This window comes from Kitasatospora sp. NBC_01266, from assembly GCF_036242395.1.
Taxonomy (GTDB): domain Bacteria; phylum Actinomycetota; class Actinomycetes; order Streptomycetales; family Streptomycetaceae; genus Kitasatospora.
Genome location: NZ_CP108458.1, coordinates 6,111,727 through 6,133,392, shown reverse-complemented (window position 1 = coordinate 6,133,392; position 21,666 = coordinate 6,111,727). Strand labels below are relative to the sequence as shown.

Genomic DNA, 21,666 nt, shown 5'->3' with positions numbered 1-21,666 from the left:
GTCAACCCGCACCCCTCATGCGTGGCATCCCTGGACCGTCCGCACCGCGGCACCCGTACGCTGTGGGCGACAGGGCTTGCCGGGCCCTGCCCCGGCCGAGCGGGACCGGAAAACGCGGCGAGGGGAGCCACCATGCGGGAGACCGCGCAGCCGGGACACCTGGGGCGGAGCGACGAGGCCGGTTTACGGTCCACGGCCGAGACCGCCAGGAGCCACGAGCAGGTCGTCGCCGGTGAGATCCCCCGCCAGGCACCGCGCCCCGAGATCGGCGACTCCTGGGAGCGGTTGCGCCGCCTGGGCCTGGACCCGGAGCGCGGCCGGGAGCCGGAGCACCTCGGCACCGCCGAGATCGAGCACCGCCGCCGGGCCAGCGGCCTGGACGCCGTGATGCCCACGCTGCGCGACACCCTGTTCGACCCGGTCGCCGACCTGCCGCTGATCCTGGCCGTCGCCGACTCGCAGGGCACCGTGCTCTGGCACGAGGGCCCGCGCCAACTGCGCCGCAGCGCCGACCTGATCGGCTTCATGACGGGCGGCCGCTGGGGCGAGGAGGCGGTCGGCACCAACGGCATCGGCACCGTGGCCCGCACTGGGCGCCCGCTGCGGGTGCACTCCAGCGAGCACTACGTGCGCAACCAGCACGCCTGGACCTGCGTCGGCGCACCGGTCCGCGACCCGCGCACCGGGCGGGTGGCGGGCGTGGTCGACCTCAGCGGTCCGGCCCGCGGCGTGCACCCGCAGCTGCTGGCCCTGGCCGTCACCGCCGCCCGGCTGGCCGAGACCGAACTGCGCGCCGCCCAACTGGAGTCGCTGCACCGGCTGCGCACCGTCGCCGAGCCGGTGCTGGCCCAGGCCTCAGGACCGGCCCTGGTGGTCGACCGGGACGGCTGGACGGCCGCCACCGCCGGTCTGCCGCCGATCAGCCGGCTGCGACTGCCCACCGACGGCTGGGGCTCCGCCCCGGTGCACTGGCTGCCCTCGCTCGGCGAGTGCGCCGTCGAGCCGCTCGCCGACGGCTGGCTGGTCCGCCCGCTCACCGGTTCGCCGCAGGCCGTCTCCGAACAGGCCGTGGGCGCCCGGCTGGTGCTCGACCTGAGCCGCACCGACCGTCCCGAGGTCTCGGTCCGCGGCGGTGTCGGCAGCTGGTCGCACGCGCTCAGCCCGCGCCATGCCGAGCTGCTCCTGCTGCTGGCGGCCCACCAAGCCGGGCGGACGGCGGCCGAGTTGGCCGATGGCCTGTTCGGCGACCCGTCCCGCGCGGTGACCGTCCGCGCCGAACTCTCCCGCCTGCGCCGCTACCTGGGCGGCCTGCTGGAGCACCGCCCGTACCGCTTCGCGGAGACCGTCCAGGTCGAGGTGGTCCGCCCGGCCGATCCGACCCAGCTGCTGCCGGCCTCCTCCGCCCCCGGCATCCGCCGGCTGCGCACGCTGCTCGACGACGGCGCGATGCTGCTGCCGGGCTGCCGCATCTCGGCGGCAGCGGCAGAGCAACTGCCGGGGCTGGCCGGCAGAGCGCTGACGGACAGACAGGTGCCGAGTCCCAGACGGGGCGACGCCTGAGGCGCCCGAGGCGCCCGACGAACCTCCGGGTGTCTCAGGCGTCTCAGGCGTCTCAGGCGTCTCGGGCGTCTCGGGCGTCTCAGGCGTCGCCGAACAGGAACGCCGACAACTGCTCGTCGGTCGGCGCACAGTCCGGCTCGGTGCCCTCCGGCACCTCGGCGTAGGTGCGATCCAGCCAATCCCGTACACCTGGCGCGGAGGCCTCCAGCAGCGCGCTGCCGTACGGGGATTCGAGGGCCAGGTGCAGCGTCGCGCCATGGCAGGGGCAGTGGGCGGGCCACAGGCGCACGTCGCCCTGGCCGGTCAGGCCGCGCAGTCCATCGCGCAGCAGGTCGCGGGAGAAGACCCAGTCGACCTCGTCGGGGCGGCCCAGGTGGAAGGTGACCAGGACCTCGTAGGGGCGCTCGGGCTGGTAGCGGAACCGGGTGGGCACAGTACCCACCCGGTCCCGCCCCAGGGCGATACGCAGGGTCAGGACGTCCTCGACCGGCAGGGCCGGACGGCACGGCGACTGCGGCCGGGCCCCCTGCGTGGCACGGTACGGAACTCCGCCGGTGGCGGCGGACAAGTGATCGCGCGGCATGGCTGATTCTCCGGGGCGAGACGGGACCGAGCCAGCGTGCTCCCCGCCGCCGAACGCCGCAAAGGTTGCAGGGGGGTTGCAACGGCCCCGGGAACCTCCTGCCCCGGCTCGCACATCAGCCCGGTGCCGCGCTCTCCCGTTCGGTCCGCCTCCCCGACGGTACGTCAACTTTTCCTGCCGGACGGCCAGTCCGCGCGGTTGCCCGGCAGCCCTCGCTGCCACTCTCCGCTCACCCGGCCGGTTACGCAGAGCCGCCGCGCTGGTACTCTCGTCACTCTGTCGACACGGGTGGGCCCACCGGGGTAACGGCCCGCCGCGGGCGGGCGGTTCAACTCCGGGTCGCAGATGGAACACCTGGAACGTCGAGTGGGCATTCGAGCGGGCAGCGGCAGCCGACCGGGGAGGTCGGCTGGGGAGGAGAGGAGTCCGGTGGCTCACCGGGAAGGCACCCCCGCGGCGGCGCAGCATCCGCTGCCGCAAGGTCGGCACAGCCGGCCCAAGCCGCTCGGCGGACAGTTCCGACTGCCCGCGATCAGGGTCTCCGGCGCGGCGATGGCGATGTCCACCGTCGTCGGCATCAGCATCGCGACCACCTGGCTGGTCAGCTCCCAGCAGCGGATCGGCTACGGCGTGCGGATGACCAGCGTCGGGGCCACGCCCACCGACCCGGGGACCGGCTCCGCCGGCGCGCCGTCGAACGGCGGCACCGCCGGGCCCACCGTGCCCGCGCCGGTCGCGGGCGCCACGATCAGCACCGGACCGGTCGGCACCGGGTCCGCCGCCGCGACACCCGCCGGGTCCGCCCCGGGCGTCTCCACCACCGTCAACCCGGCGCCCGGTAGCCCCGCTGCCGTCGCCGGTGGGCCCGCGCGCCCGGCGTACTCGCCGCCGTCCGCGCTCTCCCAGCCGGGCTACCGCCCCGTGGGTGCTTCCGTCAGCCCCGCCCCCGCGGTGCCGCCACCCGGCTCGCTCTCGGCGCCGGAGCCGACCTCACCGGCCGCGACCACGTCACCGGCCGCGACCACCACACCGGCCGCGTCCGACGCGCTCAGCACCCCCGGCGCCCCGGCCACCGCCGACAGCGCCGACACCGCGATGCCGACCACGCACCCGGTGACGGGCGCCGGCCGGGCACCCGACCTGGCCATCCCCGGCTCGACCCCCAGCGCCGGCTCCAGCTCCGCCGACGCGAGCGACCAGCCGGTACCCCCCGTCACCGTCCCGCCGGCCCGCACCCCGGACACGGCGCCGCCCGCTCCCACCCCGCTGACGCCCACCTCCCCGGCGACGCCGCTGATCCCGGCCCCGCGCCCCTCGCCCGACCCGATCGGCGGCGACGGCGCCACCCCTGCCACCTCCGCCCCCGCCCCGGCCGCCCCGATTCTCAGCGGCCAGGGCACCATCGGCGACCCCACCGGGCTCGGCGGCCGCCACACCGTGACCCTTACCGTCACCGAGCCGCTGACCGCCGTCGAGGTCGAGCTGCGCCTGGACCGGACCGACACCGCCGCCGGCGTGATGACCTGGAGCACCCTCCCCGGCGCCCGGGTGACGCTCCATCAGCGCGGCGCGGCGGTCGTCTACCGCTTCGCCCCGGCCCCCGGCGAGGACGTCGCGCCGGGCACCTACACCTTCACCGTGCAGGGCACCCGCCCCGCCGACCCCGGGATCCGGGACACCATCAGCGGCTGGACGGCCTCCGGCTTCGCGCTGCTCGACCCGCAAGCGGTCGCCGCGCTCGGCGGCTTCAGCACCACGCCCACCACCGCTACCCCCTTCCCCACCGCCCCCAGGCAGCTGCTCCCGAACACCTGACCCCGCCCGCACCCGCCCTTGGCTAGGCTGGCCTCGTACCGCACGCCGGTTCGCCCCACCGTGCCCGCCCAGCCGAGGAGGAACACGTGACCACGCCCCTGACCCAGGGCGCCAACGCGCCGCTGTCAGCTGTCCGGGTGAGCGTGGAGGTGACCTGTCGTCAGCCGGTGGACGTCTCGGGCATCCTGCTCACCAAGGCCGGCAAGGTCCGCTCCGACGCCGACCTGGTCTTCTTCAACGCCCCGCGCGGCCCCGGCGTCGTCCACCGCCCGGCGAGCGGCGCCGCCCCGGACGCGATCACGGTGGACACCTGGGCGGTCCCGGCCGACGTCGCCACCATCGTGATCGTGGCCGGCCTGGATGACCAACACGCCGCCCAGGGCAGCGGATTCGCGGGCGCCGAGCCCACCACCACGGTCCGCGACGCCGACAGCGGCCAGCCGCTCTACACCTTCACCCCGCCCCGGCTGACCCGGGAGACGGCCGTGGTGGTGGTCGAGATCTACCGGCGCGGCGCGGAGTGGAAGGTCCGCGCGGTCGGACAGGGCTACGCCAACGGACTGGCCGGAATCGCCACCGACTTCGGCGTCTCGATCGACGAGCCGGGCCACGACACCATGCCCCCGATGCCCGACTACGCGCCCACCACCGCCGCGCCGACGCCCCCCGCCGTCCCCCCGAGGCCCACCGCACCGCCCGCCGCACCGCCCACCGCCGCGTCGGCCGCCCCCCGGGTCACCCTGGACAAGGGCCGGGTCTCGCTGGTCAAGGGCGGCTCGGTCTCCCTGGTCAAGGGCGGCCGCCCGCTGCTGACTTCGGTCCGGATGGCACTCGGCTGGGAGCCCGCCAAGCGCGGTCGCAACGTCGACCTGGACGCCTCCTGCATCGCCTTCGACGCCCAGCGCGAACGCCTGGAGACCGTCTGGTTCATGAAGCTCAACGTCTTCAACGGCGCCATCCAGCACACCGGCGACAACCTCACCGGCGGGGGCGACGGCGACGACGAGGCGATCGACGTCCACCTGGAGGGCCTCCCGCCGGAGGTCTGCGGCCTGGCCTTCGTGGTCAACTCCTTCTCCGGCCAACGCTTCACCGAGGTCAAGGACGCGTACTGCCGGCTGCTCGACCTGGCCACCGGCGACGAACTGGTCCGCTTCGACCTGACCAACGCCGAACCCCACACGGGCGTGGTGATGTGCAAGCTGGTCCGCCAGTACTCGGGCGAGTGGGTGATGACGGCCCTGGGCGAGTACGTGGACGCCAAGACCGCTCGCGGCATGGTCAGCCCCTCGGCGGCGCTGCTCTGAGCCGGGCCTGAGGGCGCCGGTCCCTCTGTTACTCTTGCGCCCTCAGGCCGGGACCCCGGCCGAGCAGGACCACGACCCGGGAGGTGAGACCCATTACCGCTGTCGCAGTTCGGGTGCTCTACCCGAGCGGTCCCGCCGCCCGCCACCGGGCCTAGCGGACGACCGCGAGAGCACCTTCGGTCACCCCGAAAGGCCTTCACCGCTCTCATGTCGCTCCTCCCGTACATCGTCTCCCAGCTCCGCGCCGCCGGCTGCGTCTTCGCCGAGGACGAGGCGGACCTGATCCTCGCCACCGCCGACACCCCCGAGCAGCTCGCCGCCATGATCGAGCAGCGCGTCGCCGGGTTCCCGCTTGAACACGTGCTCGGCTGGGCCGACTTCCACGGCCTGCGGATCACCCTCGACCCCGGCGTCTTCGTGCCCCGCCGCCGCACCGAGTTCCTGGTCGACTGCGCCGCCGAACTCACCGCCCCCGGCGCCCTGGTCATCGACCTCTGCTGCGGCTCCGGCGCCCTGGGCGCCGCGCTGGCCGCCGCCGTGGACGGCGGCATCGACCTGCACGCCGCCGACGTCGACCCCGCCGCCGTCGCCTGCGCCCGCCGCAACCTCCCCGCCGGGGCCCACGCCTACGCTGGCGACCTCTTCGACCCGCTGCCCACCCGCCTGCGCGGCCGGGTCGCCACCCTGCTCGCCAACGTCCCCTACGTCCCGACCGAGGACATCGCGCTGCTGCCCACCGAGGCCCGCGTCCACGAGGCCCGCGTCGCCCTGGACGGCGGCGCGGACGGCCTGGACGTGCTGCGCCGGGTCGCCGCCGCCGCGCCGAGCTGGCTGGCCCCGGGCGGGCACCTGCTCTTCGAGACCAGCGAACGCCAGGTGGCACATGCGGTGGCCGCCGTGCGCGCGGCCGGGCTGAGCGTGGAGATCCGCACGGACGAGGAGCTGGACGCCACGGTCATCGTGGCAACGGCGACGGCTGTCTGACGATCCGTCAGCCAGCTGCGACGGCAGTGGTCCCGGAGACCCGTTCGCGCCATGCCACGTGAACGGGCCCGGGGCCGCCGCTGGGCGCTGCAGCCGCCAGCTGTCGGCACTCGCCGCACCTCGCCTCCCCCGTGACCGGGCGGAACGGCCGCTCGCACTCCGCGCAGTCCACCAGCGGCGCCACCACGGAAACCTCCGGCAGATCCGGGATGTTGTGCACCAGCCGGTAGCGCAGCACCCCGTACGGGCTCTTCATGTCCGCCGGCAGCCCCGCCGTCAGCGCATGCCGCAGCGACTCCGAACTGACGCCCCTGGCCAGCCACTCCGCCGCCAGCTGCGCCAACCGCCGTACGTCACGGCCGCCGAGCACCAGGCGCGGTTCGGTGCGGCTCAGCGTGAGCAGCACCCGTTCCGCACCGGGCCGGTACGGGTCGCCCTGACAGGGGTCGGCCTCGCCCGGGTCGACGGGCGGCGGGACCGGGAGGGGGGAAGTCTCAGCCCCCCGAAGTCTCTGAACAGGGGGTTGGTCGACGCCGGGTGACGGAGCCTCGGGTTCACCGCCCTCTCGTTCCCCGGCATCCGGCTCCCGGTCGCTATCTACCTGCCGTGGTTCCCCGTCCAACTTCTCGAAGTGCGCGGCGAACAGCCGCTCCGCCTCCTCGGCACTGATCGGCACGTCGCAGAGCAGCGATTCGCTGCGCACCCGCCCGCTGCGGAAGCGCCAGCGCGTGGTGTGCAGCAGACCGGCGCGCGTGAGGTGCCCGCGCGCCCGGGCGGCCGTGATCCGTCCACCGGTCAGGCCGTCGGCCAACTCGGTGACCGTGGTGGCCGCTGCCCTTGCCGGGGGCAGCGACTGCCCCCTGAGCATCAACCGGAAGGCGGAGTCCGAGATGTCGTCATCCCAGATCTGGGAGTTGCGAACCTTGGTGAAGTCGCGCACGGGCGCGCTAACATGCCTAAGCATCTCTGGTGGCTCTTATCCACTAGGTGGTGAAGAGCCCGGCGCTGGTGCTGCTAACACCTGCCGGGCTCGCCCATTTCTCGCTGGGCTACCGCGCTTTCGCGGCCACCGTACACCACACTTCGTGCCCATCCGACCACTGTCCGCAACTGATCACATCTGCTGACTTCCCGTCAGATCCAGCTCACACCAGAGCGTTTTACCCGAGGGCGGCCGCGCCACCGTCCCCCACCGATCGGCCAACGCGTCCACCAGCAGCAGCCCGCGCCCCGACTCCACGCCCAGCGTCGACTCCTCCGGCAGCTGCGGCAGCCGCTCCCCGCGCGAGTCCGACACCTCGATCCGCAACAACGTCGCCAGCCCCGGGCACGGCCCGAGCCGCAACCGCACCTGGAAGTCTCGACCGGGTACATGACCATGCGTCATGGCGTTCGCGGCCAGCTCCGCGACGATCAACTCGGCGCTCTGGAACACCTCGTCCTCCGGCGTCCAGCCCCAGCAGATCAACTGCCGGGCCGCCGTCTGCCGCGCGCGCCTCGCGCCGCGTCTCGTCGAGGGGAACTGCCAACCGGCGCAGAGTGCGGTGTCGGTCTGCTGGGCAAGGGTGATTTCGGACTTCATGCCACCGAGCGTGGCGGGATCCGCGTACGCTGACCAGTGGGTCAGTCGGTACAGAGCGTGCATGGCACGAAGACGCTCCGTACCAGTACCGAATCACGGCAGTAACCAGGTGCGAGGTGGTCGCAGTGACGGCAGCAGCGAACCAGGACGACGAACAGCGCCCCGAGGAGCTCGAAGACACGGACGACAGTACGGACTTCTTCCGAGCGATCGGGAAGCAGCTCAAGCTGCTGCGCGAGCGGGCGGGCCTGACACAGAATCAGACGGGGGTCCTGCTCGGGTACAGCGAGGACCTGATCTCCTCGCTGGAGCGCGGGCGACGGGTGGTGCAGAAGGAGTTCCTGACCTCGGCGGACGTGAAGCTGGACGCGGGCGGGATGCTGACGGTCATTCAGGACGACGTGGAGCAGGCCAAGGCGAAGGCGAAGGTGCGGCGGCATCCGGCGTTCTTTCGAGGCTATGTGCGGCTCGAACCCCTGGCCGTCGAGCTGCACGAGTACAGCAACCACCACATCCCGGGCCTCCTCCAAACCGAGGAGCACGCCCGGGCACTGTACGCAATGCGCAAGCCGCTCCTCGCCGAACAGACCATCGAGGATCGGGTCATGGCCCGCATCGCCCGCCAAGACCTTCTCGACCGCTGGCCGGCGCCGGAACTCAGCTGGATCATCGAGGAAGCCGTACTGCGCCGACCGATCGGCGGCCGAGCCGTACACGCCGGGCAACTGGCGAAGCTGCTCGCTGTAGGCCGGAAGCGCAACATCGAACTCCAGGTGATGCCCTTGGACCGCCCCGAACATTCGGGAATGGGCGGCCCATTCGTCCTCCTCACCCCGAAGGGCAAACCCCGGCTCGGCTACATCGAGATCCAGAACCTCAGTCATCTGATCACAGACCCGGAGGAAGTCCGTATCCTGGCCGCACAGTACGGCAGCCTCAGGGCCCAGGCGCTCACGCCGCCCGAGTCCCTGGCACTGATCGAGAAGATGCTGGGAGAACTATGAGCACCGCACAACTCACCTGGTTCAAGAGCAGCTACAGCAGTAACGAGGGCGGCAACTGCATCGAGGTCGCCTGGGTCAAGAGCAGCTACAGCAACAACGAAGGCGGCGAATGCATCGAGGTCGCCTGGGCGAAGAGCAGCTACAGCAGTGGCGAGGGCGGGAACTGCATCGAGGTCGCCACCACCCCCGCCACCATCCACGTCCGCGACTCCAAGGACAAGACCGGCCCGGCCCTCTCCTTCCCCGCCTCCAGCTGGACCGCCTTCCTCACCCTCGCCACCACCACCCGCTGAACCCGTGGGGCGCGCCCACCCGCGCGCCCCACACCGCTCCCCTCAGTGCCCGACAGCCGGTACACAACCGCCGTCGGCAATCGGGCCGGTGACCCGAGCGGTGACCTGCGTCCCGTCGATCTCACCGTGGATACAGCTACCCATCGGCCCCTCCACCACCAGTGCCGCCCCCGCCGGGTCCCCCGGTATGAACGCCGTCACGGCCACCATCCCGGGATTCCCCCCGGTCGCCGCCGTTGTCGCCGCCATCAACTGCCCCTCGTCGAACGACTTCCCCGCCAACCCCTGCAACCCCGCCTCCAACGCCCGCACCTGCGCCTGCGCTGCCTGTTGCTGCCCGGCGGTGGCAGGAAACTGACTCGCGTACGCGTGATTCTCCGCGAACCGCTGCTGCTCGCTCTCACTCACACACGGCCCCGGCGTCCCACTCCCCTGCGCCTCCACCGGCGGGCAGTACCCCTCCACCGCCGGCGTCCCCGCACTCACCGCCGGTGTCTCCACACTCACCACCGGTCTCCCCCCACCGGTCACCCGCTCACTCCCACACCCCACCACCGCAACCGCCACCACCAGCACGGCAACCCCGCTGACCATCCCCGAAGCTCTCATCCCCCCATCGTCATCCGACGCCCCGTCAGCTCGCCTTCACCGCCCCCCGATCGTGACCCGACCGTAGCCCCTGGAAGCCCGTAATCGGCCGCATCTGAGGGTCCAGGCCGAATCGGTCGCCGGGGGCGGAATCAGTCGATTCCGCCCCCTATGGCCGATCCAATCGGCACGCGACCCCGACCAGCGGAGCGCTGTGCCGATCCAATCGGATCCGGTCCACAATTACGCCCCCCATTTCTCCCCCCAGGATGGGCTGCGGACACCGCTGGGCACCGCCTCGACCGGACCGGCTTCGCCAAGCTGCTGCACAAGGCCGCCGTCGACGACACCATCCGCATCGCCGCCTGCGAGGTGGGTGCGCAGGCGGTGGCACTGGTGCCACCGCCTGGGCCGAGTTCGGACCCGCCCTCAGGCGGAGGCCCAGCGCCACTTCTGGCTGTAGCTACCGCTGCACGGCTGCAGGTTCAGACGCGTGGCCGGGGCCGTGTTCCGGCCGACCAGGTCCAGACACAGGCCGCTGTGCACGTTCTGCCAGGTCCCCGTGCCGGCGTTGTACCGCCACAATTGGCCGTCGTTCGTCATGGGGAGGATCCACCGGGTGGAGGCGCAGTCCCACAGTTGCACCTGCGTACCGACCGACGTGCTGCTTCCCGGAACGTCCAGGCACTTACCGTTGATGGTGAGCAGCCCCGACGGGTCGTTGGGGCTGTCGCCCGACTCGAGCATGCCGGCCGACATGAACATCCACTGCTGGGACTGGTAGCCGCCGTTGCACGGGTACAGGTCGATCGGGTTGCCGTTGCCCGAGGCGGAACCCCAGTTGTCGATGCACTCGTTCGCGTTCACGCCGCTCTTGATCACCTGTCCCGGAGTCTGCGGGCGCGCGGAGAAGGACACCGTGACGTCGTCGTGGTGGCACAGCATCCGTCCGCACCACCATGAACGGGCGTGGGTCGACGTCGTGTAGGCGCCGCCGTACCCCCAGTTCAGCCAGCCGCCGTCGCCCGTGTTCGTGAGCGTGCCGCCGCCGCTGAAGATCCACAGCGTGTAGCCCGCGTCGCCGTTGCCCTGGAACACGATCGGGATCTTGGCCACGACGCCACTCAGGTTCTGGGTGTAGGTCACGCCGGGGTAGTCGCCGGAGCTGCCGCCGGTGTTGAAGAGCATGAAGTTGTACTTGCCGGCGAAGATGGTGTTCAGGTGCTGGGTCGCGCCCTGCACGAAGACGTTGCGGGCCGCATTGTCCCGCTTGGCCTCGTCGATCAGCGCCGCGATGCACACCGCGGCTGCCCCGAACCGCTCGGCGGGACCCGCCGTCCAGGAGAGGTTCCCCTCGTCATTGGAGCACGCCGATGCCCAGGGCGAGGTATCGGCGGCCGCGGGCGTGGCCGAACCGACCGTCGCTCCGAGGAGCAACGCGGCGCAGAGCCCGAGGGCACTGAAGAGTCGTGCGGGTTTCCTCACCTGATGATTCCTTACTCATGCCGACTGTCCGGTACACAGAACGTCGTCGTCGGATCCACGACTGCTCACATCGGAGCGGGCCATGTGATGCCCGGTCGGGACGCGGTCCCGGACGATGCGGCCCACGGGACGCCGTCCGTCGACAGCGCCGCGACCCGTGGGCCGACCGGGCAAGTCGGCGAACGGTGTCTGACGACGGCTCAGTGATCGTCGCGAGGCTATTGGCCGGGCCGGTCGGTCGGCCTCCGTCGTCCGCGATCCTGACGTTCTCCGTACGCGGGAGCGGCGGATCTTTACGGGTCGATTACTGTAACGGCCGTTATTGATGGAACGTCCACGACCTGACATCCCCTGGATGAATGAGTCCAAGGGGTGGTGACTAGGGAGTGTCGCGGTCGTTTCGCAGGGCCTGGACGAGCCAGGGGTACACCGGGAGCAGGTTCGGTAGGACCTGCCAGCCATTGATGATCCACACCAGCCGCCAGTACCGGTCCACCCGGGGATCGTGCGCCTCTTCGAACTGCTGGGCCAGCCAGTCCCGGAATTCCGCGTCCGGGGTGCGCGCGAATACCTCGGCGAAGCGGTGCACGAGGTCGTCGATGACGGGTGCGGCCCTGTCGTTGAGCGGGTCGATGCCCGACTCCCTGGCCTCGGCGACCTTCTGACGGGTGAATTCCATCAGTTCCTCGCCGGCCTCGCTCTCGATGTCGAGTGTGCGCCCGGCGGCCTGGCGCGTGGCTGTTCGGCGCATCCGGGCCCGGAAGTCCTCGTCGCCGACCAGCTCGGCGAGTTCCACCCACGCGGCGACCTGCTCGCTGGACGGATCATCGGGGAGGTCGGGAGTGGCAGCGCGAACCATGGCCACTGCGGCCGGGTCGGCATCCACCGTGCCGAAGGTGCCGTCCAGGAAGTCGTCGATCAGACGTCGGCGTTCCTCGCCGGTCAACTGCGTCAGCCTGTGCATGAGTTTGGTCTCCTCGGGACTGGACCCGCGGCTGGCCACGACTCGCAGAACGCTCCGGCGCAGTTGCAGCACCCGGATCTGGACGTCCAGGGCGTCGGCCTGCGCCGCGGCGACTTCCGTCACCGAGAGCTCGCGGTCCAGTACCCGTTGGATCGTGGCCAGGTCCATGCCCAGCTCGCGCAGTGTGCGGAGGAGTTCCAAACGGAGCAGTGCGTCGAGGTCGTAGAGCCGATAACCGGCGGGACTTCGGGTGGTCGGCGCTACCACCCCCGAATCGGAGTAGAACCGGATGGTCCTCACGGACAAGCCGGTCCGCCGGGAAAGCTCCCCGATCGAGTAGAGGGTCGTAACGTCCATGTCCCCCACTCTGCTGTCTCCAGTCACTGGAAGCTCAAGGCGCGCCTTGATGTCCCTGCCGTCGTAGGTGTCGTTCCCGCAGAGCTCGCCCCGCCTTCGAAGTGCCGGGAGGCGTGGCTGACACCCGGGAGCTCCTCCCACCCGCTCGTCTCGTCTCGTCGAGGTAGTCCGTCAGGCGTCGATTGGCGACGTCCCAGGTGCCGACGAAGAAGTCGAAGTCGTTCACGTGCGGTCGCCCGTGCTGCCCTCGGCGAGGGAGTCGGCGAGGTACGCGTCGAGATCGGCGTGGTCCGGCGCGAGCATGTGGCGTACCCAGGCGTCGCGTTCGTGCAGGATCGGCGGCAACTCCCAGACGCAGCCGATCATTGAGCGGTCCAGCCGGACGAAGTGCGTCGGGTCGTTGTCCGGGCACCCCAGCACCGGCTGGCCCGCCGCCGCCCCGCCGAAGTGCAGGACGTTGTCCCACACCCAGCTGTAGGCGTTCAGATAGGCGCCGTCGTCCCCTCCCCTGTGGAGGACGACGAAGGAGGCCGCCGGCGTGCCGTCCGGCTCGGGCAGCAGCTCGGGCAGGATCGCGTACGCCGCCTGCTCGACTGCCGGTTCGATGCCGACCGGGTCGATGCCGACCGGGTCCCCGGCGACGTGGTAGCGCTTGATCCAGCGACCGCCCACCTCGATCGGCGACAGCACCCGCAGCAGTTTCTCCGTGAAAGCCATGGTTGGACCGTAGGGCGGCTCCACTGACATCTTGTGTCAGTGAAGTCGAGCCGCTTGCTGTCGATCCTGCTGATGCTCCAGACCAGGGGCCGGATGACCGCCGCTCAACTCGCCGAGGAGCTTGAGGTGTCGGTCCGGACCGTCTACCGCGACATCGAGTCACTGCACGCGGCGGGCGTACCGCTCTACGCGGACGCCGGGCACTGCGGCGGCTACCAGCTGTTCGACGGCTACCGCACCCGACTGACCGGCCTGAGCGCCGGCGAGGCCCAGGCGCTCTTCCTCTCCGGCATCCCGGGCCCCGCCGCCGAACTCGGCCTCGGCGCGGCCCTCGCGGGCGCCCAGCTCAAACTGCGCGCGGCGCTCCCGCCCGAACTGCGCGCCCAGGCGGACCGGATGCGGTCCCGGTTCCACCTCGACGCCCCCGGCTGGTACGCGGAGGACGACGACGTTCCACACCTGTCGCAGGTCGCGGAGGCGGTGTGGCGCAGCCGGGTGCTCGACGTCCGGTACCGGCGCTGGAAGGAACCCACCGACGTGGACCGGCGCCTGGAGCCGTACGGCCTCGTCCTCAAGGCCGGCCGCTGGTACCTGATCGCCGCACACCACCCGGGCCCGTCCACCTCGCTCCGCACCTACCGGGTCGACCAGATCCTCGAACTCACCCTCCGCGACGATGATTTCGTCCCCCCGAAGGACTTCGACCTGGCCGCCCACTGGCAGCGCCAACAGGCCGACTTCCACGCCCGCCTCTACACGGGCGAGGCGCTGGTCCGCCTCTCCCCGCACGCCGCCCCCCGCCTCACCGGCCCCCTCGCCCGAGCCCTGGCCGCCACCGGAACCCCCGAACCGGACGGCTGGACCCGCGCGGTGCTCCCCATCGAGTCACTCGACCACGCCCACGCGATGTTCCTCGGCCTCGGCACGGACGTCGAGGTCCTCGCCCCACCGCAACTGCGGGCCCGCCTCACCGAGACAGCCCACGCGCTGGCGGCCCGTTACGCCCCGGCCGCACCGGATCGGGTGGATCTTCGACATTTTTCCGACCTCGGGCATAGCAGCGGGTACCGACCGGCGTCTTAGGTATTGGAGAGGAAGTGAGACTTGGACGAAGCAAGCGAGCGTGACTTCCGCGACTACGTCGTCAGCCGGCGCGGGATCCTCGAGCGGGAGGCCTACCTGCTGGTCGGTGACCCGCACCTGGCACAGGACCTGGTCCAGACAGCTCTGGCCAAGGCGTACGTGTCCTGGCGGCGGGTCAGCAGCAGCGAGAACGCGGACGCGTACGTGCGCAGGATCCTGGTCAACGCCAACATCTCGCGGCTGCGCAAGCGACGCGTGCGCGAACTCCTCACCGACATGGCGGTCGAGACGCAAGGGGCCTACGTGACCCCGCCCGCCGGCGCCGACACGACGCGTGTCGACGTCATGCGGGCCCTGATGGCACTCCCCAGACGCCAACGCACCGCCGTGGTGCTGAGGTACTGGGTCGATCTACCCGAAGCGGAGGTGGCGGCAACGATGGGGTGCTCGGTGGGTACCGTGCGCAGCCAGAGTTCGAAGGCGCTGGCGAAGCTCCGGGGTCAGCTCATGCTGCGCGAATTCGACATGAGGGGAGTCTGAACCGTCATGTACGAGCACGACGAACACTGGTTGAAATCTGCACTGGAGGAACACATGGACCAGGTCCAGTTTGGATCGACGGACCCCGACGACGTGATCGCCGCCGGCCGGGCACGCAGGACGCGGCGCCGCGTCGTGGGAGGCGCCGCCCTCACCCTGATGGCGATCCTCGGAGGCACCAGCATCGCCATGGCCACGGGCTCCCCCGCCCCCACGCCCGCCCCGGCCTCGGCTCCGACCGGCGGTAGCCCGACCCCCGCCCCGGCCCCGGCCAGCGCCTTCCCGGCTCCCGCGCCCACTCCCACGCCCACCCCGACCGGCGGCACCCCGGCCCCGGCCCCGGCCAGCGCCTCCCCGAGCCCCGGCCCGGCGAGCGGCTACCCGACCTCTGGCCCTGCCGGTGTCTACCCGACTTCTACTCCCACCGGCGCCTTCCCGACCCCCGGCCCGGCCAGCGCCTCCCCGACCTCTGGCCCGGTCGGCGGCATCCCTACCTCTACTCCGACCGGCGGCATCCCGACCCCTGGCCCGGCCGGCGCCTTCCCCACCCCCACCCCGACCGGCAACGTGAAGTAATGACCGGCCGCTGGTCAGGCTGACACGGTTGGGTCGTCCGGGCGCCCGGACCACCCAACCACTCGGGATGGATCCCCACCAGTACGTGCCCTAGCCCAATTCGGGGTAATTGCCCCGCTGGTACTCGCTCAACTGGGAGATGGCGAGCTCACCCCCGCCCCGGCAGATCAGGCAGAAGCGCGCCCCGTGGCATTCGCGGCATTTGGTCCGTCCGTGCGTCGGCTCGGGCACCCAGCCTCGCCCACCACACCCGGGACACGCGCCCAGCCCATCGCACTCGTAGCAGAGCACGTACCCGGGCGTGACACTCTCGGCCGTGCACACCGGCTCCGGCCACTGAAACGCCTCCAGCGTGTGCAGCGGCATCGCCGCCGTCCGCCCGCTGAACATCACCGCGGACGTGTGGTGACCCACCCGGATCTCGACGCTACTGCCGTCATGGCGCCCGGTGAGCACACTCCACCGCTTCCCGCCGTCCCGCTCCTCCCCCACCGCGACTTCCCAACCCGCCAAGCCGAGCAGGCGGGCCGCCCGGGACGCGAGGTCCGAGGCGCGGACGCTTGCTGGCCGGTCCCCGCGGAACAGCGCCGAGTAGCGGTAGCGGAGCGGCTCGTGCCAGTCGGCAACCCCCGGCTCGTCGAGGAACAGCAGGCGAAGGTCGCCGCCAGGCGTCAGGTCAGTGATCAGCTCCACCATCCGCGCACGCAGACCTCGCCCCAGCCGATCCAACTCCGCGCGTGCACCCGGTATTTCACCCATCGCAGCCCCCATCCCCGCCGAGCGCCGTCACCGCCCGCTCACCGTCATCGTATGGCCGTTCGCACGGAGTTCGCCTGCCTCGTCGTGGCACAGTCGGCCTGACCAAGGTCGGACCTGGCCGACGGGGGTGACCTGTCAGGCCAACGCCTTGCTGACGTCCTGCGGGCGCCGGAGAAGGTGGCCGTCGACCGTGCCGTCCTTGTCCGCGTACCAGTCGATTTCCGAGAGCCAGATAGCAGCGGCGTTCCGATTTTCTTCACAAGGCGAGGTCATTTCCATCTCCCATTGATTGGCAGATAATCTTGCGTTCCCGCACCGGCAGCGGTCGGAACGAGCCGTCCTTGAGAGCGGCCCGCAGGTCATCCAGGAACCCGGGCACGCCCACCTGCTCCGCGACGTCGGCGACCGTAAGGCCGTCGATACCCGGCGTGCACGCGCCCTGGTTCCCCGCGACCCAGTCGAACGCCACGATCAGCGTCGCCGGGTCACACACGAAGTTGAACAAGTCATCGAACCGACGGCCGGGATCGGCCACCGCCCAACGGTGAAGCTTGGCCTGCATCTCCGATACCCTCGCCCCCGGCCCGGCCGGACCAGAACGAGGAGCACCGCCATTCGGCGACGCGCCTTCCGGCATTGCAGCGTCCTTCCCTTCTCGAAACCGCTGCCGCCCTTCCCCATGCGGCCGGCTTTCCCGACCTCGGAGTACTACGGCGGCTCCGCCCCGTCCCGGACCGATCGGCGGTCGACGCGCCCAGCCCCACCCTCGCCGCTGGACGCGACGCTCAGGGCAAGACCCAGGACAGTTCCCGTGTTCACTGTGGTTCGCTCAACGAAGTAGGAGCCCGACTATGCCCCCTGCGGCATCGCTGCGAGTACGCCACAGACCTTCCTCGCAGCCTCCCTGGCAGCTCATGCCCACCACCTCGGGAGTTCCCCGCCGCCCATCACGACGGGTGCGCGCCGCCCCCAGCCCAGATCCACCAGGTTCGAGCTGGTGCCGCATCAAGGGGGTGTCACACGCCGGTTCCTCACATACTCCTCTCCGTCCCGCTCGCCGAACCCGGACCGTCTGGCAGTACCGGCCCGTCCCGGCTTGTCAGGGCTGCTCCCACCCTCCCCGGCGCCACCCGGATCAGGCTGCCCCCAGCTCCACCGCCCTGCTGAGACAGGGTCAGCGGCGAAGGTCTCTCACCTCCACTCGAACCACAGCGCCTCACGGCGCACCCACGACCTCCGACACTCCACCGCCACCCTCCTCCTGGACCAGGGCGTCGAACTCGTCGTCATCAAGGAACTCCTCGGCCACGCCCATATCAGCGTCACCGCCTCCGTCTACGCACGTCCGGCTCCACATCCAACGCGACGCCATCGACCTCCTCGGCCACGCGCTCCGCACTCCGCCTCCGGCAACGGCAACGGCAACGGCAACAGCAACAGCAACAGCAACAGCAACAGCAACAGCAACAGCAACAGCAACAGCAACAGCAACAGCAACAGCAACAGCAACGAGGACAACGACCCGCCAGAAGATGGGATCTTGCTGCCCATCAACTGACGTCAACTGGTGACGTCAAACGATCAAGAGGCCCCACCGGAAGCGATCCGGTGGGGCCTCCCGGTGTTAGCCTCGGGCTTTCACGGAGGCTGCTGTCCGATGGATGATCAGAAAAGAGAAAAGTGCTCCTGACCTGCAACGATGGGACTTGTCTAGGGTCCAGTCAGCTGCGTGGAAAGAAGCACTTCTCAGGTGAACACTACCGGGTCGTACCCGCGTGTCCGTGTCGAGGGCAACGGTCGAGGTGTCGTCTCACAGGCCGGCTCGGTTCTGCTGGTGGAAACGGTCCGCAGAAGCGGGCTGGATACGACGTTGTCAGCGGCTCTCCAGCGCTGGCGCAAGCCGCGTGCGGTGCACGATCCGGGCAAGATCCTGCTGGACATGGCCCTGGCGGTCGCCTTGGGCGGGGACTGTCTGGCCGATGTCGCGATGTTGCGGGCCGAGCCTGCTGTGTTCGGGCCGGTGGCCTCTGACCCGACGGTCTCACGCCTGGTGGACGCCCTCGCCGCGGCCGGGCCCCGCGCCCTTGAGGCCATCCGGCGGGCACGAGCCGACGTCCGCTGTCGGGTCTGGAGGTTGGCCGGCGATGCGGCTCCGGACGCAGACGGGGACGTGATCGTGGACATCGACGGAGTGCTGGTCCTCGCGCACTCCGAGAAGGAGCATGCAGCCAAGACCTGGAAGAAGACGTTCGGGCACCACCCGCTGTTCGCGTTCGTCGACCACGGCCCAGGCGGGTCCGGCGAACCCGTCGCCGGGCTGCTGCGGCCGGGGAACGCGGGCTCCAACACCGCCGCCGACCACATCGAGGCCGCCCGCCTGGCCCTGGCCCAGCTGCCGAAGAAGTACCGGCGCGGACGCCGCACCTTGATCCGCACCGACTCCGCCGGCGGAACCCACGACTTCCTCAACTGGCTCACCGCACGCGGCCGATGGCTGTCCTACTCGGTCGGGATGACCATCACCGACGCCATCCACCAGGCCGTGCTGAGGATCCCGGCCTCGGCCTGGACCCCGGCCGTCGAACCCGGCGGCGAGATCCGCGACGGTGCCTGGGTGGCCGAACTCGCCGGTGATGTCCTCACGGGCTGGCCGAAGGGGATGCGGCTCGTCGTCCGCAAGGAACGGCCGCACCCCGGAGCGCAGTTGCGGTTCACCGACGCCGACGGCATGCGGCTGACCTGCTTCGCCACCAGCACCACCGGCACCCCGATCGCGCACCTGGAGCTGCGGCACCGCCAGCGCGCCCGCGCCGAGGACCGCATCCGCGCCGCCCGCGACACCGGCCTGCGCAACCTGCCCCTGCACGACGCCGCCCAGAACCAGGTCTGGTTGGAGATCGTCCAGCTCGCGCTCGACCTGCTCGCCTGGATGCCTATGCTCGCGCTGACCGGGCCCGCCCGCCGGTGGGAGCCCAAGCGCATGCGGCTGCGGCTGTTCTCCGCCGCCGCCCAGCTCGTCACCACCGGCCGCCGCAGCTACCTCCGCCTGGCCCGCCACTGGCCCTGGACCGATGTGATCACCGGCGCGTTCGCACGCCTACACGCCCTGCCGGACCCCGGCTGACCAGCGACATCGCCCCATCCCGACGAGCAGTGGACCACTTCCGGAGTCGTGGAACCCGGTGCCCACCCGACGCGGCAGTCGGGCCCTCGGCGTTTCTACAGGCAGCAACTCCAGCCCAGACAAGCAGAAACGGCCCGTCAGTCGAGCTGACGAGCCGTCATGCAAGATCGAGGTTAGCCTCGGGCTTTCATGGCGGCTGCTGTCCGATGGATGATCAGAAAAGAGAAAAGTGCTCCTGACCTGCAACGATGGGACTTGTCTAGGGTCCAGTCAGCTGCGTGGAAAGAAGCACTTCTCAAGTGAACACTACCGGGTCGTACCCGCGTGTCCGTGTCGAGGGCAACGGTCGAGGTGTCGTCTCACAGGCCGGCTCGGTTCTGCTGGTGGAGACGGTCCGCAGAAGCGGGCTGGATACGACGTTGTCAGCGGCTCTCCAGCGCTGGCGCAAGCCGCGTGCGGTGCACGATCCGGGCAAGATCCTGCTGGACATGGCCCTGGCGGTCGCCTTGGGCGGGGACTGTCTGGCCGATGTCGCGATGTTGCGGGCCGAGCCTGCTGTGTTCGGGCCGGTGGCCTCTGACCCGACGGTCTCACGCCTGGTGGACGCCCTCGCCGCGGCCGGGCCCCGCGCCCTTGAGGCCATCCGGCGGGCACGAGCCGACGTCCGCTGTCGGGTCTGGAGGTTGGCCGGCGATGCGGCTCCGGACGCAGACGGGGACGTGATCGTGGACATCGACGGAGTGTTGGTCCTCGCGCACTCCGAGAAGGAGCACGCTGCCAAGACCTGGAAGAAGACGTTCGGGCATCACCCGCTGTTCGCGTTCGTCGACCACGGCGGTGACGGGTCCGGAGAACCGGTCGCGGGCCTGCTGCGGCCGGGGAACGCGGGCAGCAACACGGCCGCCGACCACATCGAGGCCGCCCGCGTGGCCCTGGCCCAGCTGCCGAAGAAGTACCGGCGTGGACGCCGGACCCTGATCCGCACCGACTCCGCCGGCGGTACCCACGACTTCCTCAACTGGCTCACCGCACGCGGCCGATGGCTGTCCTATTCGGTGGGGATGACCATCACCGACGCCATCCACGCCGCCGTGCTGAAGGTCCCGGCCCCGGCCTGGACCGCGGCCGTCGAACCCGACGGCGAGATCCGCGAGGGCGCCTGGGTCGCCGAACTCGCCGGCGATGTCCTCACCGGCTGGCCGACGGGAATGCGGCTGATCGTCCGCAAGGAACGGCCGCACCCAGGCGCCCAGTTGCGCTTCACCGACGCCGACGGCATGCGGCTGACCTGCTTCGCCACCAACACCAAGCACACGCCCATCGCCGCTCTGGAGTTGCGGCACCGCCGGCGGGCCCGCGCCGAGGACCGCGTCCGCGCCGCCCGCGACACCGGACTGCGCAACCTGCCGCTCCACGATGCCGCCCAGAACCAGGTCTGGCTGGAGATCATCCAGCTCGCGCTCGATCTGCTCGCCTGGATGCCCATGCTTGCGCTGACCGGGCCCGCCCGTCGCTGGGAGCCCAAACGCATGCGGCTGAGGCTGTTCTCCGCCGCCGCCCAGCTCGTCACCACCGGCCGCCGCAGCTACCTCCGTCTGGCCCGTCACTGGCCCTGGACCGACGTGATCACCAGCGCGTTCGCCCGCCTACACATCCTGCCGGCGCCCGGCTGACCAGTGACATCGCCCCATCCCGACGAGCACTCACTGCCTTCCGGAGCTGTGGAACCCGGCGCTCACCCGACGCGACAGCCGGGCCCTCACCATGCCCACAGGACAGAAACCCCGGCCCGGACAAGCGAAAACGGCCCGCCAGCCATGCTGACGAGCCGTCATGCAAGATCGAGGTTAGGCAAGTACTGAATGTCCAACCGCATGCGGCCGTGACAGACAATCCCAACCAAAGGGTTTGCAGATTTTCGAGATTCCCGGGCTACATCCCCAGAAAGCGAGGGTGATACTCGGGTCGCCCGCAAGTGAGAATCCGACGAAGCTCGCCCAGAATCTCCGCCATCTCGACGTCTTTGCTCACAATCTGGAACTCGTACTCAGAGTCCCCCAAGCGAAGGTCGCGAACAGCCCCTTCCGTGAAAACAACCCTAATTGTGTTGCCCTTCGACTCAATCTCGCTGACGCAACCGAATCGAGTAAAACCGCCCTCGTTCGACACGCAGTAGCTTTCACCCTCGGGCCAGTTGCTGCCTTCTTCGTAATCGTTCCTACGGAGATCACACTGGAAGTGAAAGGCTCGTCCGCCTCCGTCCTCCGACTCCGCGAACCCCACCAGGAGCAGGGGTTGATGCTCCTCGACACCGGCCGCTCGGGCAACGATCGAGATCACTTAAC

General features: G+C 70.7%; 21 protein-coding genes and 1 pseudogene. 12 read left to right on the top strand and 10 right to left on the bottom strand.

The annotated features are described in order from the left end of the window. Positions 1-132 precede the first annotated feature (132 nt). A complete protein-coding gene (locus tag OG403_RS26585; protein WP_329568588.1) occupies positions 133-1,560 on the top strand; it encodes a GAF domain-containing protein in 1,428 nt (475 codons plus the stop codon). 79 nt (positions 1,561-1,639) lie between these two features. On the opposite strand, the gene OG403_RS26580 is transcribed toward OG403_RS26585, so the two are convergent. Further along, positions 1,640-2,143, bottom strand: a complete 504-nt coding sequence (locus OG403_RS26580) for an SsgA family sporulation/cell division regulator (protein ID WP_329568586.1) — start codon at positions 2,141-2,143, stop codon at positions 1,640-1,642. Positions 2,144-2,572: 429 nt separating this feature from the next. On the opposite strand from OG403_RS26580, the gene OG403_RS26575 reads away from it, so the two are divergent. The 3 genes from OG403_RS26575 (at position 2,573) to OG403_RS26565 (ending at position 6,249) form a co-directional block, all read left to right on the top strand. Beyond that, on the top strand, positions 2,573-3,958 hold the full coding sequence (locus OG403_RS26575; protein ID WP_329568585.1) for a hypothetical protein: 1,386 nt from the start codon (positions 2,573-2,575) through the stop codon (positions 3,956-3,958). Between the two features lie 98 nt (positions 3,959-4,056). Next, positions 4,057-5,265 carry a TerD family protein gene (locus OG403_RS26570; protein WP_329572574.1) on the top strand — a complete coding sequence of 403 codons (1,209 nt, stop codon included), beginning with the start codon at positions 4,057-4,059 and terminating at the stop codon, positions 5,263-5,265. A 207-nt stretch (positions 5,266-5,472) separates the two neighbouring features. Further along, positions 5,473-6,249: a putative protein N(5)-glutamine methyltransferase gene (locus OG403_RS26565; protein WP_329568583.1), complete on the top strand. Its 777-nt coding sequence runs from the start codon at positions 5,473-5,475 to the stop codon at positions 6,247-6,249. A gap of 7 nt (positions 6,250-6,256) precedes the next feature. Here the strand turns inward: OG403_RS26565 and OG403_RS26560 are convergent, their stop codons facing one another. Both OG403_RS26560 and OG403_RS26555 read right to left on the bottom strand, forming a co-directional pair. Continuing rightward, positions 6,257-7,213 (bottom strand): hypothetical protein, encoded by a 957-nt coding sequence (locus OG403_RS26560; RefSeq protein WP_329568581.1) that lies wholly within the window; start codon positions 7,211-7,213, stop codon positions 6,257-6,259. A 150-nt stretch (positions 7,214-7,363) separates the two neighbouring features. Continuing rightward, a complete protein-coding gene (locus OG403_RS26555) occupies positions 7,364-7,831 on the bottom strand; it encodes an ATP-binding protein (protein ID WP_329568579.1) in 468 nt (155 codons plus the stop codon). A gap of 125 nt (positions 7,832-7,956) precedes the next feature. Between OG403_RS26555 and OG403_RS26550 the strand changes: the two genes are divergently transcribed. Beyond that, positions 7,957-8,835: a helix-turn-helix domain-containing protein gene (locus tag OG403_RS26550; RefSeq protein ID WP_329568577.1), complete on the top strand. Its 879-nt coding sequence runs from the start codon at positions 7,957-7,959 to the stop codon at positions 8,833-8,835. Then, entirely contained in the window at positions 8,832-9,128 is a 297-nt protein-coding gene (locus OG403_RS26545; protein WP_329568575.1) for a DUF397 domain-containing protein, read from the top strand. The genes OG403_RS26550 and OG403_RS26545 overlap by 4 nt, the downstream gene beginning before the upstream one ends. Before the next feature lie 42 nt (positions 9,129-9,170). Here the strand turns inward: OG403_RS26545 and OG403_RS26540 are convergent, their stop codons facing one another. The 4 genes from OG403_RS26540 to OG403_RS26525 all read right to left on the bottom strand — a co-directional run bounded on the left by OG403_RS26540 (position 9,171) and on the right by OG403_RS26525 (position 13,239). Beyond that, on the bottom strand, positions 9,171-9,536 hold the full coding sequence (locus tag OG403_RS26540; RefSeq protein ID WP_329568573.1) for a hypothetical protein: 366 nt from the start codon (positions 9,534-9,536) through the stop codon (positions 9,171-9,173). Positions 9,537-10,145: 609 nt separating this feature from the next. Then, the gene (locus tag OG403_RS26535) at positions 10,146-11,201 is read right to left on the bottom strand and encodes an RICIN domain-containing protein (RefSeq protein ID WP_329568569.1); all 1,056 of its coding nucleotides are present in this window, start codon (positions 11,199-11,201) and stop codon (positions 10,146-10,148) included. A 379-nt stretch (positions 11,202-11,580) separates the two neighbouring features. Further along, on the bottom strand, positions 11,581-12,522 hold the full coding sequence (locus tag OG403_RS26530; RefSeq protein WP_329568567.1) for a helix-turn-helix domain-containing protein: 942 nt from the start codon (positions 12,520-12,522) through the stop codon (positions 11,581-11,583). Between the two features lie 222 nt (positions 12,523-12,744). Continuing rightward, positions 12,745-13,239 (bottom strand): hypothetical protein, encoded by a 495-nt coding sequence (locus tag OG403_RS26525; RefSeq protein WP_329568565.1) that lies wholly within the window; start codon positions 13,237-13,239, stop codon positions 12,745-12,747. A 39-nt stretch (positions 13,240-13,278) separates the two neighbouring features. Between OG403_RS26525 and OG403_RS26520 the strand changes: the two genes are divergently transcribed. The 3 genes from OG403_RS26520 to OG403_RS26510 are packed head-to-tail and all read left to right on the top strand — an operon-like array spanning position 13,279 to position 15,438. Continuing rightward, positions 13,279-14,322 carry a helix-turn-helix transcriptional regulator gene (locus OG403_RS26520; protein ID WP_329568564.1) on the top strand — a complete coding sequence of 348 codons (1,044 nt, stop codon included), beginning with the start codon at positions 13,279-13,281 and terminating at the stop codon, positions 14,320-14,322. 21 nt (positions 14,323-14,343) lie between these two features. Beyond that, a complete protein-coding gene (locus OG403_RS26515; RefSeq protein WP_329568562.1) occupies positions 14,344-14,862 on the top strand; it encodes a SigE family RNA polymerase sigma factor in 519 nt (172 codons plus the stop codon). A 54-nt stretch (positions 14,863-14,916) separates the two neighbouring features. Then, positions 14,917-15,438 (top strand): hypothetical protein, encoded by a 522-nt coding sequence (locus OG403_RS26510; protein WP_329568560.1) that lies wholly within the window; start codon positions 14,917-14,919, stop codon positions 15,436-15,438. A 90-nt stretch (positions 15,439-15,528) separates the two neighbouring features. Here OG403_RS26510 and OG403_RS26505 read toward each other — a convergent pair whose 3' ends face one another. Beyond that, a complete protein-coding gene (locus OG403_RS26505) occupies positions 15,529-16,134 on the bottom strand; it encodes a hypothetical protein (RefSeq protein ID WP_329568558.1) in 606 nt (201 codons plus the stop codon). A gap of 319 nt (positions 16,135-16,453) precedes the next feature. Next, on the bottom strand, positions 16,454-16,759 hold the full coding sequence (locus tag OG403_RS26500) for a hypothetical protein (protein ID WP_329568556.1): 306 nt from the start codon (positions 16,757-16,759) through the stop codon (positions 16,454-16,456). A 660-nt stretch (positions 16,760-17,419) separates the two neighbouring features. Between OG403_RS26500 and OG403_RS36755 the strand changes: the two are divergent. From OG403_RS36755 to OG403_RS26485, 3 genes and pseudogenes are all read left to right on the top strand, one after another. Continuing rightward, positions 17,420-17,600 (top strand): annotated as a pseudogene (locus OG403_RS36755) (tyrosine-type recombinase/integrase); the annotation flags it as partial. A 347-nt stretch (positions 17,601-17,947) separates the two neighbouring features. Continuing rightward, the gene (locus OG403_RS26490; protein WP_329568555.1) at positions 17,948-19,321 is read left to right on the top strand and encodes an IS1380 family transposase; all 1,374 of its coding nucleotides are present in this window, start codon (positions 17,948-17,950) and stop codon (positions 19,319-19,321) included. Between the two features lie 299 nt (positions 19,322-19,620). Further along, a complete protein-coding gene (locus tag OG403_RS26485) occupies positions 19,621-20,994 on the top strand; it encodes an IS1380 family transposase (protein ID WP_329568553.1) in 1,374 nt (457 codons plus the stop codon). A 259-nt stretch (positions 20,995-21,253) separates the two neighbouring features. Here the strand turns inward: OG403_RS26485 and OG403_RS26480 are convergent, their stop codons facing one another. Then, on the bottom strand, positions 21,254-21,661 hold the full coding sequence (locus OG403_RS26480; RefSeq protein WP_329568551.1) for a hypothetical protein: 408 nt from the start codon (positions 21,659-21,661) through the stop codon (positions 21,254-21,256). Positions 21,662-21,666: the final 5 nt, after the last annotated feature.